This is a genomic window from Shewanella morhuae, assembly GCF_900156405.1.
GTDB classification, from domain to species: Bacteria; Pseudomonadota; Gammaproteobacteria; order Enterobacterales; family Shewanellaceae; genus Shewanella; species Shewanella morhuae.
Genome location: NZ_FTNN01000009.1, coordinates 116,340 through 131,342, shown reverse-complemented (window position 1 = coordinate 131,342; position 15,003 = coordinate 116,340). Strand labels below are relative to the sequence as shown.

At 45.8% G+C, this 15,003-nt stretch carries 15 protein-coding genes and 1 other annotated feature; of the genes, 3 read left to right on the top strand and 12 right to left on the bottom strand.

All coding sequences use genetic code 11. From position 1 onward, the window contains the following. Window positions 1-63 precede the first annotated feature (63 nt). Both BW947_RS12255 and BW947_RS12250 read right to left on the bottom strand, forming a co-directional pair. Window positions 64-1,350, bottom strand: a complete 1,287-nt coding sequence (locus BW947_RS12255) for an acetyl-CoA hydrolase/transferase family protein (protein WP_076499972.1) — start codon at window positions 1,348-1,350, stop codon at window positions 64-66. Window positions 1,351-1,624: 274 nt separating this feature from the next. After that, complete coding sequence (locus BW947_RS12250) at window positions 1,625-1,822, bottom strand: hypothetical protein (protein ID WP_208606972.1); 198 nt, start codon at window positions 1,820-1,822, stop codon at window positions 1,625-1,627. 53 nt (window positions 1,823-1,875) lie between these two features. Here BW947_RS12250 and BW947_RS12245 point away from each other — a divergent pair, with 53 nt between their 5' ends. After that, a complete protein-coding gene (locus BW947_RS12245; protein WP_076499970.1) occupies window positions 1,876-2,691 on the top strand; it encodes a LysR family transcriptional regulator in 816 nt (271 codons plus the stop codon). Here the strand turns inward: BW947_RS12245 and BW947_RS12240 are convergent. The 5 genes from BW947_RS12240 to BW947_RS12220 form a co-directional block, all read right to left on the bottom strand. Beyond that, entirely contained in the window at window positions 2,675-3,796 is a 1,122-nt protein-coding gene (locus BW947_RS12240; protein ID WP_076499968.1) for an ABC transporter permease, read from the bottom strand. The genes BW947_RS12245 and BW947_RS12240 overlap by 17 nt on opposite strands. Continuing rightward, a complete protein-coding gene (locus tag BW947_RS12235) occupies window positions 3,786-4,742 on the bottom strand; it encodes an ABC transporter ATP-binding protein (protein ID WP_076499966.1) in 957 nt (318 codons plus the stop codon). Before BW947_RS12235 ends, BW947_RS12240 begins: the two co-directional genes overlap by 11 nt. Next, entirely contained in the window at window positions 4,739-5,683 is a 945-nt protein-coding gene (locus tag BW947_RS12230; RefSeq protein ID WP_425272276.1) for an HlyD family secretion protein, read from the bottom strand. The genes BW947_RS12235 and BW947_RS12230 overlap by 4 nt, the downstream gene beginning before the upstream one ends. A 129-nt stretch (window positions 5,684-5,812) precedes the next feature. Then, on the bottom strand, window positions 5,813-6,160 hold the full coding sequence (locus tag BW947_RS12225) for a hypothetical protein (RefSeq protein ID WP_083948193.1): 348 nt from the start codon (window positions 6,158-6,160) through the stop codon (window positions 5,813-5,815). 396 nt (window positions 6,161-6,556) lie between these two features. Then, window positions 6,557-7,813 carry an MFS transporter gene (locus tag BW947_RS12220; protein WP_076499959.1) on the bottom strand — a complete coding sequence of 419 codons (1,257 nt, stop codon included), beginning with the start codon at window positions 7,811-7,813 and terminating at the stop codon, window positions 6,557-6,559. 174 nt (window positions 7,814-7,987) lie between these two features. Between BW947_RS12220 and BW947_RS12215 the strand changes: the two genes are divergently transcribed. Further along, window positions 7,988-8,869, top strand: coding sequence for a LysR family transcriptional regulator (locus BW947_RS12215; protein WP_076499957.1), 882 nt, complete (start codon window positions 7,988-7,990; stop codon window positions 8,867-8,869). Window positions 8,870-9,047: 178 nt separating this feature from the next. Here BW947_RS12215 and rluB read toward each other — a convergent pair whose 3' ends face one another. The 5 genes from rluB to rnm all read right to left on the bottom strand — a co-directional run bounded on the left by rluB (window position 9,048) and on the right by rnm (window position 12,940). After that, on the bottom strand, window positions 9,048-9,923 hold the full coding sequence (gene rluB, locus BW947_RS12210) for a 23S rRNA pseudouridine(2605) synthase RluB (RefSeq protein WP_076499955.1): 876 nt from the start codon (window positions 9,921-9,923) through the stop codon (window positions 9,048-9,050). After that, entirely contained in the window at window positions 9,916-10,512 is a 597-nt protein-coding gene (scpB, locus tag BW947_RS12205) for an SMC-Scp complex subunit ScpB (protein ID WP_076499953.1), read from the bottom strand. Before scpB ends, rluB begins: the two co-directional genes overlap by 8 nt. Before the next feature lie 3 nt (window positions 10,513-10,515). After that, window positions 10,516-11,304 (bottom strand): segregation and condensation protein A, encoded by a 789-nt coding sequence (locus BW947_RS12200; protein WP_076499951.1) that lies wholly within the window; start codon window positions 11,302-11,304, stop codon window positions 10,516-10,518. 158 nt (window positions 11,305-11,462) lie between these two features. Continuing rightward, window positions 11,463-12,083, bottom strand: coding sequence for an L-threonylcarbamoyladenylate synthase (locus BW947_RS12195; RefSeq protein ID WP_076499950.1), 621 nt, complete (start codon window positions 12,081-12,083; stop codon window positions 11,463-11,465). After that, window positions 12,080-12,940, bottom strand: coding sequence for an RNase RNM (gene rnm / locus BW947_RS12190; RefSeq protein ID WP_076500044.1), 861 nt, complete (start codon window positions 12,938-12,940; stop codon window positions 12,080-12,082). The genes BW947_RS12195 and rnm overlap by 4 nt, the downstream gene beginning before the upstream one ends. A 210-nt stretch (window positions 12,941-13,150) precedes the next feature. Next, window positions 13,151-13,258 (top strand) — a sequence feature (Trp leader region). Between the two features lie 98 nt (window positions 13,259-13,356). Between rnm and BW947_RS12185 the strand changes: the two genes are divergently transcribed. Beyond that, window positions 13,357-15,000, top strand: coding sequence for an anthranilate synthase component 1 (locus BW947_RS12185; RefSeq protein ID WP_076500042.1), 1,644 nt, complete (start codon window positions 13,357-13,359; stop codon window positions 14,998-15,000). Window positions 15,001-15,003 lie beyond the last annotated feature (3 nt).

Sequence of the window (15,003 nt, the reverse complement as noted above, 5' to 3'; positions counted from 1 at the left end):
TCCTTGATTTACAACAAGCAAAAAGGCGCATAAGCGCCTTTTTTAATTCATTTTTATATAAAACTAAACTCTTAACCCCCAAACTTCAAACGCATCTTTGCTCAGTTGCTCCCTAAAATCGGGATGAGCAATGGCAATGAGTGCTTGTGCTCGTTCACGCAATGAACGACCACGCAAATTAGCGACGCCATATTCAGTCACAATATAATGCACATGAGCCCGAGTTGTAACCACGCCCGCGCCAGGAGATAACACGGTGGCAATACGGGAAATACTGCCACCCACAGCAGTGCTGGGTAGCGCAATCACTGAACGGCCTCCTTCAGATAATCCTGCTCCGCGTATAAAATCCATTTGGCCACCAACGCCAGAATAAATTTTAGTCCCGATAGAGTCAGCGCACACTTGGCCAGAAAGGTCGACCTGCAGCGCTGAGTTAATTGCCATCACATTGGGGTTTCTACGAATAATAGCCGTGTCATTCACTTGTTCAATATCCATAAAAATCACTGCTGGATTATCATCAACATAGTCGTATAACTTTTGACTACCCAGGGCAAAACCTGTGACTAATTTTCCAGGATAAAAACGTTTTTTACTATTGTTCACCACGCCATTTTCAACCAATTGCAGTATGCCGTCCGAAAACAACTCTGTATGAATACCGAGATCGCGATGCCTTGTTAAGCAAGACAGCACAGCATCGGGTATTGCGCCAATACCCATCTGTAAACAATCCCCATCACGCACCAGTTGCGCAACATGTTTACCAATGGCTAAACTCACCGCATCACCCGTTGCAAAGGAATGTATTGGCAAAGCTGCACTTTGTTCATACACAGCGGCAAAGCGGTTGATATGAATAAAACCATCGCCGTGGGTACGTGGCATTTGTGGATTAATATGGGCGATGATCTTACCCGCCACTTGGCAAGCCGCGAGCGTGGCCTCAACCGAAATCCCTAGAGAACACATGCCGTGTTTATCGGGCGGTGACACTTGAATCATCGCAGTATCAATTTTTTGCTCGCCACTGCGAAATAACTTTGGCACTTCTGAAAGAAAAATCGGCACATAATCCGCATCACCACTTTGCAATAATGCCCGTGTTGGCAGCCCACCAAAAAAGCAGCGGTGGCGTAAATGCCCTTTTAAATCTGGGTGACTTAATGATTCGGCGCCTTCTGTATGTAGCTGTAATAGAGTGAGATTATCTTTACTGAGAGCGTGCTTGGCTAAAGCATCTAATAAAATTCGGGGCGTCGCGCCCATCGAGTGCGTCCATAGCGTCTCGCCGCTTTGAATTAAAGCAACGGCATCGAGTGCACTATGGCAAATAATTGGGGGCATAATAAATTTCCTGCAATGACAAACCTTAATGCTGAAGGTAAATACTAGTTAAGTATCATGATTTTCAACATCTTAACCGAACGGTTTATTTTTAACTTTGCGTTACATCAATGCCGGTGACTAAGTCGTTTTTTTAGCAGGCAGCAAGAATAGAGGCATGTATCAATTCTGCTGACCACTTCGCCAATTAACTTAGTCCCGAATTATGGGTTAACCTGAGCTCGAAATAAGATTAATCAATTACCACAGCCACTACCTCGCGTTCAGGTTTGCCTTACTTTGCCAGCGCCATTGGCCTCTGCAGCTCATTACCCATAGCGATTAATCGCGGATTATTGTCATGGGCGGCACTAAAATTAGCCTTTGTCTGCCAGCCAAAGCCATTAATGGCAATTAATGACTGCGCCACGGGGCCACCTAAAGTATTTCCGGGCCCAAGTACAATCACTCTATCGGGGGCAAACTCCTTCATCGCTACCGCAATCGCCTTAGAAAAATAATAGGGCTTAACGACTTGTTCGCCTAATGTGTACTCGCTTAGTTTGGCAGTATCGTGCTGCGGCAAAACAGTGTTATATCGCCCAGCCTTCGATTTCAGCGGCTATTTCAGCTCTAGAAGCGCAGCTCAATACCCAATTATTTCAACGGCATGGCAAAGGCGTAAGTCCTACTGATGCAGGTAACCGATTGTATCCGTTAGCAAAACATTTACTCAATGAGTCCAAGGCTATCGCATCCCTGTTCAGCAAACCCGAAATCCAAGTGCCCTTTAAATTAGGTCTAATACGCTCCCTCGGAGTTCAGCGTATGAGCATGTTGTTAAAGGATTTTACCAATGCTTGTCCTGACATGGATCTCACCTTAGTCGAACCCACCGAAGACGCCGATGCGCGGATCATTACCACCAGTGATTTAACCAGCCATGAAAGCTTTTTACCTATGTGGCATGACACGTATCTGCTGGCTATTCCGCCATCTTTAAGCCTGAGTCTGCAAGATACAATTCGCTTAACGGATTTACATCAGCAACCTTTTATTCACCGCGCTCCCTGTGAAGCCTTGGGCAGCTTGCAGCAATTATTAAATATAGAAGGGATTAAAATGCAGATAAGAGCGAGGATCCAAACGGTAGAATATGCCGTTGGTTTAGTCGCGGCAGGGTTAGGTATCGCGCTGATCCCAGCGATACCCGTTTTACTTGAGCAAACTGATATCGTATTTCGCCCCTTACACGATATAGAGCTTAAACGCACAGTAGGCTTAGCTATGCCACTAGGTCACGCTCCCACGGCGCAACAGAAACAGCTGGCGGATCTTTGTAAGCTCAATCTAAACGCTTAACGAATCGTAAACTTGCGATCAGCAAACCTATGCAGGTAAAACCGATTAACCACAGGGCATCAAATTGTAAATCCATCACTTGGGCATCGCGCAGTACAATAGCCCGTGACATCCGAATAAAATGTGTTGCGGGCAAGGCTTCAGCAATCCACTGCGCCGCGATGGGCATGGCCTCGTAGGGGAACATAAATCCCGATAATAATATTGATGGCAAAAGGATAAATATCGTCATCTGCATTGACTGCAGCTGATTTTTGGCAATGGTTGAGATGACTAAACCTAAGGTCAAACTGGCACAAATAAACAACATAGCGGCAAGGGCAATAGAATCAAGCCCACCACGAATGGGTACATCGAACAACACATGCCCAGCGCTCAAAATAATGATGACTTGTACAAAACCAACCAATACATAGGGCACGATTTTACCGAGCATTAATTCAAGCGGCCGCACGGGCGTGGTGATCAAAAACTCCATATTCCCCTGCTCACGTTCACGCACAATCGCAGCAGAAGTGAACATCACCATGGTCATGGTTAAAATAACCCCCAAAAGGCCGGGCACGATGTTGACCACTGAACGTTGCTCAGGGTTGAAATATTGCACCACTTCAAAACTCGGCGTACTACTTTTTGACACTCTACCCGCGACTTCATCCAGCGGCATTTGTCTTAGGCTACGGATGGTTGCGGCAACGACAGTATCTGAGCCATCCACCAGCCATTGGCCGATAGGTTGTGCTAAATAGGCCTGCCCAGAAAAAGCGGGGTGGCGCACTAAACGCTCATCAAAATCGGCTGGTAAATACAATACGGCTTTCACTTCGCCGCGAGTAATTGCCGCCTCAGCCTCAACTACGCTGACATAACGCTGCTGAAAATCCACCACCTGCGTTGCATCCACCGCCTGAACCAGTGCGCGGCTATACGCGGAATCACTTAAATTAACTAGACCAGCTGGCAGATGACGCGCATCGGTATTGATGGCATACCCAAACAGCATGAGTTGCACTAACGGGATCATCACTATCATGCCAAAGGTCATGCGATCCCGAGATAATTGCCGCAGCTCTTTGACAACAATTGCAAAAATTCTACGCCACATGGTCAGCCTCAATGGTCAAGTTAGCACCCACGCGCTCACCTGTGCACGTTACAAACACATCCTCTAAACTGGCACGTACTTCTTCCATTGTACGGCTTGCAACCCTTGGCTTGAGCCACGCTAATGGATCGGCAATATCACTGCGCACTAACACCCGTAGACGACTGCCGATTTGCGCCGCCGACAATATGGCCGATTCGGTTGTAAGTGATTGTTTTAATGTACGCAAACCATCACCAGAGACTTCAATCACTCTAGCGCCCATCGCCGTCATTAATTGTTGCGGCGAGCCATCAGCACGCTTTATTCCTCGCTCTAAAATGGCTAAACCGTGGCAACGCTCGGCCTCATCCATATAATGAGTCGAGACCAGTATGGTCGTACCTTGGGCACAGAGATCGAATAAACGCTCCCAAAACTCGCGGCGATTTTCAGGATCGACTGCTGACGTCGGCTCATCAAGAAACAGTAACTCAGGGTGATGTAAGGTTGCAGCGGCTAAGGCTAAACGCTGTCTTTGACCGCCACTCATTGAGCCTGCCATTTGTTTATGGCGTCCGCCTAAATCATAAAGCGTGAGTAACTCAGCGATGCGCAACTTGGCATTTTTACGATTCAGCCCATAAATTTGCGCCACAAACTCAAGGTTTTCTCGCACCGAGAGATTGTCATAAAGAGAGAATTTTTGCGTCATATAGCCGATACGACGGCGTAATTTTTCCTCAGCGCCGGGTAAGGTTTCACCCAAAACCCGAATATCCCCCGACGTAGGGCTTAACAGTCCAGTCAACATACGAATGGAGGTAGATTTACCACAACCATTAGGGCCAAGAAAACCATAAATCGTTCCCTTGGGAATGGCTAAATCGAGGTTTTCCACTGCATTGACGCCAGCAAACGCACGGGTCATGCCGTGGGCCTCAATCGCAAAGTCACTGTGACTCATGGCAGTTCAACTTCTAATGCCATGCCCGTAGGTAAGTCCTGACCTTCTGCCGAAATAGTAATATCAGTCAAATACATCAAGCGCGCGCGGTCACGTTCATTGAGTGCATAAAATGGGGTATAAGCGGGTTGACTACGGATATTACGTACCGTGCCAATAATCGGCGTTTCACGGCCATCGACAAGAATATTAACGTTTGTGCCCGCCTTCACCTTATCGAGCTGAGTCGCGGGCAGGTACACCCGAACATAGGGGTTAGCGCTCGCGAGCAAACCTATCAGCTGAGTGCCCGGTGCAATTCTATCGCCCACTCGCCAAGGCAAAGTGTCAACAACCGCATCGCGCGCTGCCACTAAGGTTAAATCAGCTAAGGCTTTTTGCTCCAAATCTATACTTGCATTAGCGGCAGCAACGGCAGCTTTTGCTTGATCAAGTTGTTCACTGCGGGTGCCATGTTCTAACAGACGCAGACTTTGCTCTGCCTCTGTTTGCTTGGCTAAACTGGTATCGCGCGCCGCGCGGGCAGTATCTAAATCAGCTTGACTGAGTACATGAGTCGCAAACAAACGCTGAGTTCGCTCAAAAGCGCGCAGTGCTTCTTTAACACTGGCATTGGCACCATCGAGCACAGCTTTGGCTTTTTTAATGTCTTCTAAACGCGCACCTGTTATCGCCTCAGCAAGCTTAGCGTTAGCTTGTTCAAGTTCAGCTTGGCGCAGGGCAAGGCGCGCATTTGCCGAGGTTGTATCGAGCAGCAGTAACACTTCACCCGCTTTAACCTGCTGTCCTTCAACTACATTCACTTGAGTTATGAGTTCTCCCACTGGAGCGATGAGTGTCAGCCTGTCCCGCTCGACGGTGCCAAACACTCTAGGCGCTGGTTCAGTGCAGCCGACTAACAACATCAAACACCCCAAGCTCACCGTGATGATGACACGCATATTCATACTCATGACAGGCCTCCTTAGGCCTAACTGAACATTTTTACTACCGGTATTACTGTGCTGAACTAAATTATTAAATTAAACCTAATCTTTAAATGAAACATAAAATGCTAAACAGCTTAAAGATTAAGTGCCTTTCACTATCGCGCTGAGCCTTGCGATAAACAGCTGCACAGCTTCAACCGTGTCAAAGCTAAACGCTAAACCATAGTGAGTTTCTGTCAGGCTCTTATGTAAACGCTTAGGAAAACGTGTCATTTGCGCATTATGAAAATAATCATATTTAGCATGTACGCCTGCAATCGTGGCAAATTCACCAGAAAACACTTCAAAGGCAGGGCGAATAATCAAATTAGGAGATTTACCGTCGAGGTATAAATAAAAAGCCTCTTTGGTCTCGGGGAGCATATATTCAGTAATGTTTTTGATGGTGAAGTTGGTACGACATTGCAGTGCGCTTAAGCAGCTCGCCATTTCATTATGTTCAATTGCCAAACTTATTACCCCTTATTTATCCATATCGCGCCGCTCACATAGCGCAGCATCTAACGACCTAAAATCATACCTGAAACCGTATATAAAACTGCATCTTAAAGCAGTGATGCTGATTTTAGCGAACGGTATTGGTTTGCATCACGTTTATCCACGCTATCTAAGCTCAGCCTAATCGCTTTAGCCATTAAATGCACTAAAGAGATAGCAATATCATCCTGTTAGAGCACGAGTTTACAGGATGCATCACAAAACCTTTATCTACCAAAAGGTAAATAAAGATAAAACCTCTGTAACGCGTTACTAAAATACAAAAAAACCAAGGCCAACATATTAATGTTGGCCTTGGTTTAACAACATTGACTGGGCATGAATCAACTAATCAATGTCTACCAATGCTTGTTTTACATGGGTTTGATGATAGTGCAAACGGGTGATAGCTAAAGCAATCAAGGCTAATAAGGTTAATGACCCCATTACTACACCGCGCCACTGCGCCCCATGCCAAAACATCATCAAATACGGGCCACCAATGGCGGCGCCGAGGTAGTAGAAGCATAAATAGAGTGAGGTCGCTTTAGCACGATCGCGATTAGCACGCATTGCCACAAAGGAGTTACAACAACTATGCGTCAAGAAAAACCCACAAGCGGTCATTAAAAAACCTAAACAAATGGTAAAAGAGGTATCAAACAGAGTCAGTAAACTACCAGCTAGCATTAAACACCAAGACCACTGATACAGCTTGTGTTGGCCAAATTTAGCCAGCCATTTAGCCGTAAAATATGAGGCGATGGTACCACTGGAATAGCACAAAAAAATCAATGTCGCTTGGAAACGGCTCCATTCATAGGGCGCGGCCATCAAATGTAGCTGAATAAAACTAAATTGATTTACCATCATCATAAAGGTCAAGCCGCCAATCGCGTACACTAAGCGCATTTGAGTATCTGTAAGATGATGGCTAAACCCGTAAAAATCTTGTATCAAGCGGGCACGTTTTGATAAAGATGGTGCGGTTTTACTTTGTGATATCGCCTGTGCATTAGCCACTGACGGTAATAGATAATTCACTAAAGCAACGCCCGCAAGTGTTACTAAAAACAACAACCACATGGATTCTTGCCAAGAAAGATACTGCGACATTACACCGCCAAGTAAACGCCCAATAATGCCGCCTATGCTGTTTGCCATAATATAAATACCAGCAGCTTTAAGAATAGTACTGGCTGACAATTGCTCCTTAAAGTACGCCATAGCAATGGCTGGGACCGCAGCCAATAACCCACCTTGTAATAATCGCACCAACACTAATCCGTTAAAATCCGGCGCCCAAATTAACAATAAATTAGACAGCGCCAACAACCACAAGCTGACAATAATTGGCGTATGTCGACCAATTCGATCAGACAGCACCGCATACAGAAGTAATGAAAACGCTAAGGAGAAACTGGTCACTGACAAAATCAATGTTGCTTTAGAGCCCGATACTGCAAAATGTTCAGCAATCAGCGGCAGCATGCCTTGCATCAGGTATAAGTTGATATACACCACCACAGAGGCTACGCACAGCGCCCACATCAATCGACTATCACGTTGTTTATTGTCAATCATAGTATCTAACTCGGCTTGCACAGGAGCCTCGACAAAGTATCACTCATAAGGTAGACAAAGGTTATCACTGCGCTTAATATAACAATAATAAATAATATCTATCATAGTCATTGTTTTTTGTTATGCACCTTGATAATAAATAAGCCGACTAAAATAACGAACCTTACCACTGACTAACCAGTATGGGCCCCATTGATGGATATCCGCCAACTTAAACATTTAGATGCCATTGCTAATACCGGTAGTTTTACTGCAGCGGCTAAAAAACTGAATATGGCTCAACCGGCTTTAAGCCAAAGTATCAAGCGTTTAGAAGTCGCACTCGGTGTGACATTAGTCAATCGCACCAGTAATAAGCATGATAAATTACTCGCACTCACTGCCGAAGGTTTAGTGCTGCATCAACACGCCATACTCATCATTAAGCAATTGAAACAGGCCGAAGCCCAAATTAAGGCGATGGCCAACCTGACTTCAGGTGAAGTCCGCATTGCGGTGCCAGGCATGTTGGGGTCTTTCTATCTTCCCTCGCGTTTAATGGCCTTTAGGCATAAACACCCAGAGTTAAAACTGTCACTGTTTGAAGGCGGCACTCGCGATACACTACGCATGCTACAACAAGAAGAAGTCGATATTGCCATTATTACCGCCCAAGACCTGCAACCTGAGCTAGATAGCCAACTGCTGATCCGTGAGCAAATGGTGATTGCTATGGGGGCTGAACATCCTTTAGCAGAACATAGTGCCGTGAGTTTGAATGACTTTTTCGACCATGAGTTAGTAATGTTCAAAACCGGCTATTTCCACCGCGAGTGGATTTTATCTCAAGCAAAAGAGCTGAAAAAAAAGCCCAATATCGCTTTTGAAACTAACCTTATTAATCTTATTAAGCAGATTGTTTCTCAAGGGTTTGGCATTACTAGCGTACTTGAAATGGCGATAAGTGCCAAAGATGACATATTAGCTAAACCATTCGATCCGCCAGTATTTTTAAACTTACATATCGCATGGAAAAAACAGCGTCCCGTCAGTCAGGCAGACCGTGCTTTTGTCGATTTTTTGATGAATCATCGCTAAGTTAACATGAACTCAGTATCAAATTGCCCTCTTAATGCAGCGACTCTCCCCACACCTTTGGTAAATAAAACACCCTAAAATAAAAAACGCCCGATGAGATTCATCGAGCGTTCTAACTGAAATAAGCGTTAACCTATATCAAAACATGGCATGAGCAGTACAGCTTAGGTTAAACCACTTAGCTGCGCTGACGCGTTGGCTTAGGTTGTCCTGTTCCGGTCACTTTATGCTTACGTACAGCGCGGCGGATTTTGGCACTTTTTACTTGTGCACGGGCCACACTGTGTTTATCAGCGGCAAGCATAGTACGGGTTTCTGGCTCTAAACCTGCCAATTTACGCAAGTAATTCACTTGCTCCATTGGCAATTCAACCCAGCCACCGCGTGGCAGTGATTTTGGCAATTCAACCATACCATAACGGATACGGATCAAACGGCTCACCTGCACTTCTTGGGATTCCCACAAACGGCGCACTTCACGGTTACGACCTTCGCGTAAACACACATGCCACCACTGGTTCATGCCTTCGCCGCCCGCAGGCTTGATGCTATCAAACTGTGCTGGGCCGTCTTCTAACATCACGCCAGTACGTAAACGTTGTACTGTCGCTTCAGGGATTTCACCAAAGGTACGCACTGCGTATTCGCGATCCACTTCGTTCGATGGATGCATTAAGCGGTTCGCTAATTCACCATCTGAGGTAAACAATAATAAACCTGAGGTGTTGATGTCTAAACGACCTACCGCTACCCATCGTGAATCACGCACTTTAGGTAAACGATCGAATACCGTTGGACGGCCTTCTGGATCTTTACGACTACAAATTTCGCCTTCAGGTTTGTGATATGCCAATACACGACAAATCACGTCTTCGGCAGACTTTAACGAAATCGCGCGGCCATCAATACGTATTTTGGCATCGGCTTCAATACGATCCCCAAGGCCCGCGATTTCACCATCAATACTAACTCGGCCTGCAGCAATCCATGCCTCCATCTCACGACGGGAGCCATGGCCTGCACGGGCCAAGACTTTCTGCAACTTTTCACTCATTAGTATTTTGCTCTTCTGACTGTTCTGGCGCTAATTTCAAGCTTGAAAAAACCGCCTGTAATGACTCTGTGTCCGATAGCGGCGGTAAATCCGCTAAGGTATCTAAGCCAAAATATGCTAAAAACTCTAAGGTAGTGGCATATAACGCGGGTCGCCCCGGCACTTCTTTATGTCCAACTACTTTAATCCAATGTCTATCTGACAAACTTTTTATGATATGGCTGCTAATGGCCACACCGCGCACCTGTTCAATATCGCCGCGAGTCACAGGTTGACGATAAGCAATTACCGCCAAGGTTTCTAATGTCGCACGCGAATATTTTGGCGCCTTTTCTTGCCACAGGGGCTGCAAAAAAGGACTCAACACCTCTAAGGTCTGGAAGCGATAACCGCCAGCGACTTTCACAAGTTGCACACCTCGGTCTTGATAATCCTGTTGCAGCTCATCCAATGCAGCTTTTATTTTGTCTCTGGAAACAGAGAAATCCACTAATACGGTGTCTTTCAACATTTTCGCCGACAAGGGTTTCCCCAATACAAACAAACTCGCTTCAATAAGCTGTTTTAATTGAATAGGATTTATCTGCATCAATTAATAGGCCTTAACGTAAATAGTTGAAAACGGTTCTGTTTGGTACAATTCAACCAATAATTCTTTGACTAATTCCATTAGCGCTAAGAAGGTCACGACCACGCCTGCACGGCCTTCTGCTACGGTAAACAAACGGTCAAATGCGGTAAAGTCTTCAGCGTTTAACATGGCTAAAATCTGGCTCATGCGTTCACGGGTCGATAACTGTTCACGCTTAACATGATGATCTTCATTGGCATCGATACGCTTAAGTACGTCAGCAAAGGCGCGGGCAATGTCAAATAACGACACTTCAGGCGGGATCAATAATGGCTTAATATCAGCTGCTGCCACCGCTTTAGCTTGAAACACATCCCGCTCGAGCCGTGGTAAATCATCAAGTTTTTGCGACGCTTCTTTAATCACTTCATAGGCTTTAAGCTGCCGAATAAGCTGCGCCCGAGGATCTTCCTCAACCTCATCTTCAGCCACCATACGCGGCAGCAGTAGGCGGGATTTAATCTCAGCAAGCGTTGCTGCCATCACTAAGTAATCGGCGGCAAGTTCAATCCTAGCCTGAGTCAGCAACGTAATATATTCTAAATACTGCGCGGTAATCTGCTGAATAGGTAAATCGACAACATCTAACTTTTGCTTACGGATCAAATACAAAAGTAAATCTAACGGCCCTTCAAAGGACTCAAGAAAGACTTCTAACGCCTCCGGTGGAATAAACAAATCCAGCGGCATTTCGGTCATTGCCTGACCACGAATAACGGCTAAGGGTAAACTCTGTTGCGTGCCCTGCATCCGCTATTTTGCTCCGTTAACAGTGCGTCATCCAACCTAGACTCACGCCAAACGCGCGATTATACCTGTAAACCTGCGGCGATAAAACTGTCAAATATTTACGCCACTCGCCGCATCACTCATTTGCACCAATTAGCGATAAATCCATTGCAATAGATTTAGAGAAAAGGCGTGATATCGCCAGCGCCTTCACGCAAAATTTCAGCGCCATCTTCAGACATATCAATCACAGTCGTCGGCTTTTCACCTAAATAGCCACCGTGGATAATCACATCCACTTGGTGTTCGAGCAAATCGCGAATTTGTTCAGGATCCGACTCGGCAAATTCCGCGTTGGGCATCACTAAACTGGTCGACATCAGCGGCGCATCTAAGGCTTCAAGCAACGCCAGAGCGATCACATTGTCAGGCACGCGAATACCGATAGTCTTTTTCTTGTCATTTTGCAGACGACGAGGCACTTCTTTAGTCGCTTTAAAAATGAACGTATAAGGCCCTGGCGTGCAACTTTTTAAGATGCGATACGCCTGATTGTCCACTTTGGCGTAGGTAGCTAATTCTGATAAGTCACGACACATCAAAGAAAAGTTATGATCGTTCTCAATTTGACGAATTCGTGCCATGCGCGTCATCGCGTCTTTTTCACCAATCATGCAGCCTAATGCATAGCCTGAATCGGTTGGATAAACAATCACCCCGCCTGCTTTTAAAGCAGCAACGGCTTGACTGATAAGGCGCGTTTGCGGATTTACTTCATGTACATAAAAAAATTGACTCATGGTCGTTCCACCCAAAATTCCGATTGCCAGACCCAATCAATACCTTGGGGCTGATACAGATTTTTACCTAATTCAATCCAATTACTTGGAAAGTGAAAATCACTCCCTATCGATGCAAGCAATTGATTTTGTATACTCAGGGCCACAAGATTGGCTCTGTCGTCTAATGTTTGCTGGCCGAGTACCACTTCCATGGCATCCCCACCCGCTTCTTTATATTCACGCACTAAGCGTTTAAGCCACTTACCCGATAACTTATAACCACTGGGATGGGCTAACACGGCTAAACCACCCGCGCGATGAATAATGTCGATAGCGCTTGCCATATCGCCCCAATTATTGGGCACATAACCGGTTTTACCGCGGGCAAGGTAGCGTTTAAACACGCTAGGCATATCCACGGCATGACCATTTTCAGCCATCCAGCGCGCGTAATGCCCACGACTTAACGCCGCATCACCCGCAATGGCTTTAGCGCCTTCGTAAGCGCCTTCAATACCCGCTTTTGCGAGTCTGAGGCCAATTTCTTGGGCACGTTGTTCACGTAAATCGCGCTGATTTTCTAAAAATGCTAATAACTCAGGGTTCTCTGCATCGAAGTTAAGCGCCACAATATGGATATCGTAGCTGTTCCAGCGAGTTGAGATTTCGACACCCGAGATCAACTTTAACGGTTCTGCTTGCAACTGATTAAAAGCACGCGCTGCGGGTAAACCTGCGACGGTGTCGTGATCCGTAATCGCAAACAACTGCACGCCCTTTTCAAGGGCTCTAGCCACCAATTCAGACGGTGTTAATAGACCATCAGATGCGGTCGTGTGGCTGTGCAGATCAGCCAATATGCTTTGAGTATTCATAGGGCTATTGTACGTGAATTTGTTAATCAATGCGCTGTTATCTCGCATTTTATGGTTGTGCTGATTAATTTTTTTGCAGCATTAAAGTCAACGAATCTACGAAAATGAAAAATATTCAATTGACATTCGCTCCTAGCTAAGGCTTTCTATACATCAATTTACGAATTAGTGAGACTCCTTTGAATGACACACATTAACGCTTCATTTAACATCATTTGGTGGTGGCACTTCCCAATTTAGCGGGTAGTGTGAAGCTCTGTGCTCATTTGAAAGTGAACAGAACCAACAAGAAGCCCGCAGAAATGCGGGCTTTTTTGTTAGGTGCGAAAAATGTCGGCGAACTCGGGTAATAACATTAGTAAGCGAGACAACACCATGACGTTAAAGACATTTTATAAGGTAGCTAGAGTATGATTATGCAAAAACAGACATTCGCACGCTCAAGCACACTGAAAGCGCCATTAACCTATCACAGCGATCCATTGCGTTTATACCAAAGCATTACCCAAGATGGTGCACACACTATGCTGTTGGAGTCGGCCGAAATTGATAGCAAAGATCACCTAAAAAGTATGTTGATGACCCATGCAGCCGTGATGATCCGCTGCGATGGTTATCAGCTGACTTTCACTGCATTGACTAATAATGGCGCGAGTTTACTCGATCCTATCGCGCTGTTTTTCAGTGCGAGTGCTCATGTGGTGCGTGATAATTTAGCCTTAATCGTAACGCTGCAAAAAGATACACAATTACAAGATGAAGATGCGCGCTTAACATCGACCTCACCGCTTGATGGTCTGCGGATGTTTATCCAACAGATTGATTGCGGCGCTCATACCGATGGCCAAACCAAGCCTGCCTTTGAGGATCTATTTTTAGGTGGCGTACTGGCCTATGACTTAATTGATACCGTTGAACCACTGCCAGTGGTACCAAACAGCGATAATGATTGCCCAGACTACTTATTCTATCTCGCCGAAACCTTAATTCTTATCGACCATAAGCTAAAACAAGCCGATATTATTACCCATAATTTTAGCCTCGACTCAGCTCAATATGCTGCTACCACCACCGCACTAAATGAGCGAGTACAAAGCTTAAGTATCCAATGTAAAACCTTGGCTAATTTACCAAGCGATGTGCCAACGCTCGTCGCCATCAATGCAACTGAGCAAGTCAATATCTCCGATGAAGTGTTTAAGCAAACAGTTGTCGATTTAAAAGAGCACATTATTGCTGGCGATATTTTTCAAGTAGTGCCATCGCGCAGCTTTAGTTTGCCTTGCCCAAATACCTTAGGGGCTTACCGCGCCCTGCGCCTGACAAACCCAAGCCCTTACATGTTTTATTTTAGAGGCCCAGATTTCACACTGTTTGGCGCCTCACCAGAAAGCGCCCTCAAATACGATGCCAGTAGTAATCAGGTCGAAGTTTATCCAATTGCAGGCACCCGCAAACGCGGTAAAACCGCCACAGGTGAAATTGATTTCGACTTAGATAGCCGCATTGAACTTGAGCTGCGTTTAGATAAAAAAGAGCTGTCAGAGCACTTAATGCTGGTCGATTTAGCCCGTAACGATATCGCCCGCATCAGCCAAAGCGGCAGCCGTAAAGTCGCCGAACTACTAAAAGTGGACCGCTATTCCCACGTAATGCACCTTGTCAGCCGCGTGACAGGTCAACTGCGCCAAGACTTAGATGCGCTACACGCTTATCAAGCTTGTATGAATATGGGCACTTTAGTCGGCGCACCAAAGGTACGAGCATCACAGCTAGTGCGCCAAGTAGAAAAAGCCCGTCGCGGAAGTTACGGCGGCGCAGTGGGTTACCTTAATGCCCTTGGGGATATGGACACTTGTATTGTGATTCGTTCCGCCTTTGTTAAAAACGGCACTGCTTTTATTCAAGCGGGCGCGGGCGTGGTGTTTGATTCAGATCCCCAAAGTGAAGCTGACGAAACCCGTCAAAAAGCCCAAGCGGTAATCTCAGCCATAAAAATGGGCGCGGGACTGCCAGTCAATGATGAGTCTACACCACCCACTTCAGTGCAATATAAATAGGAG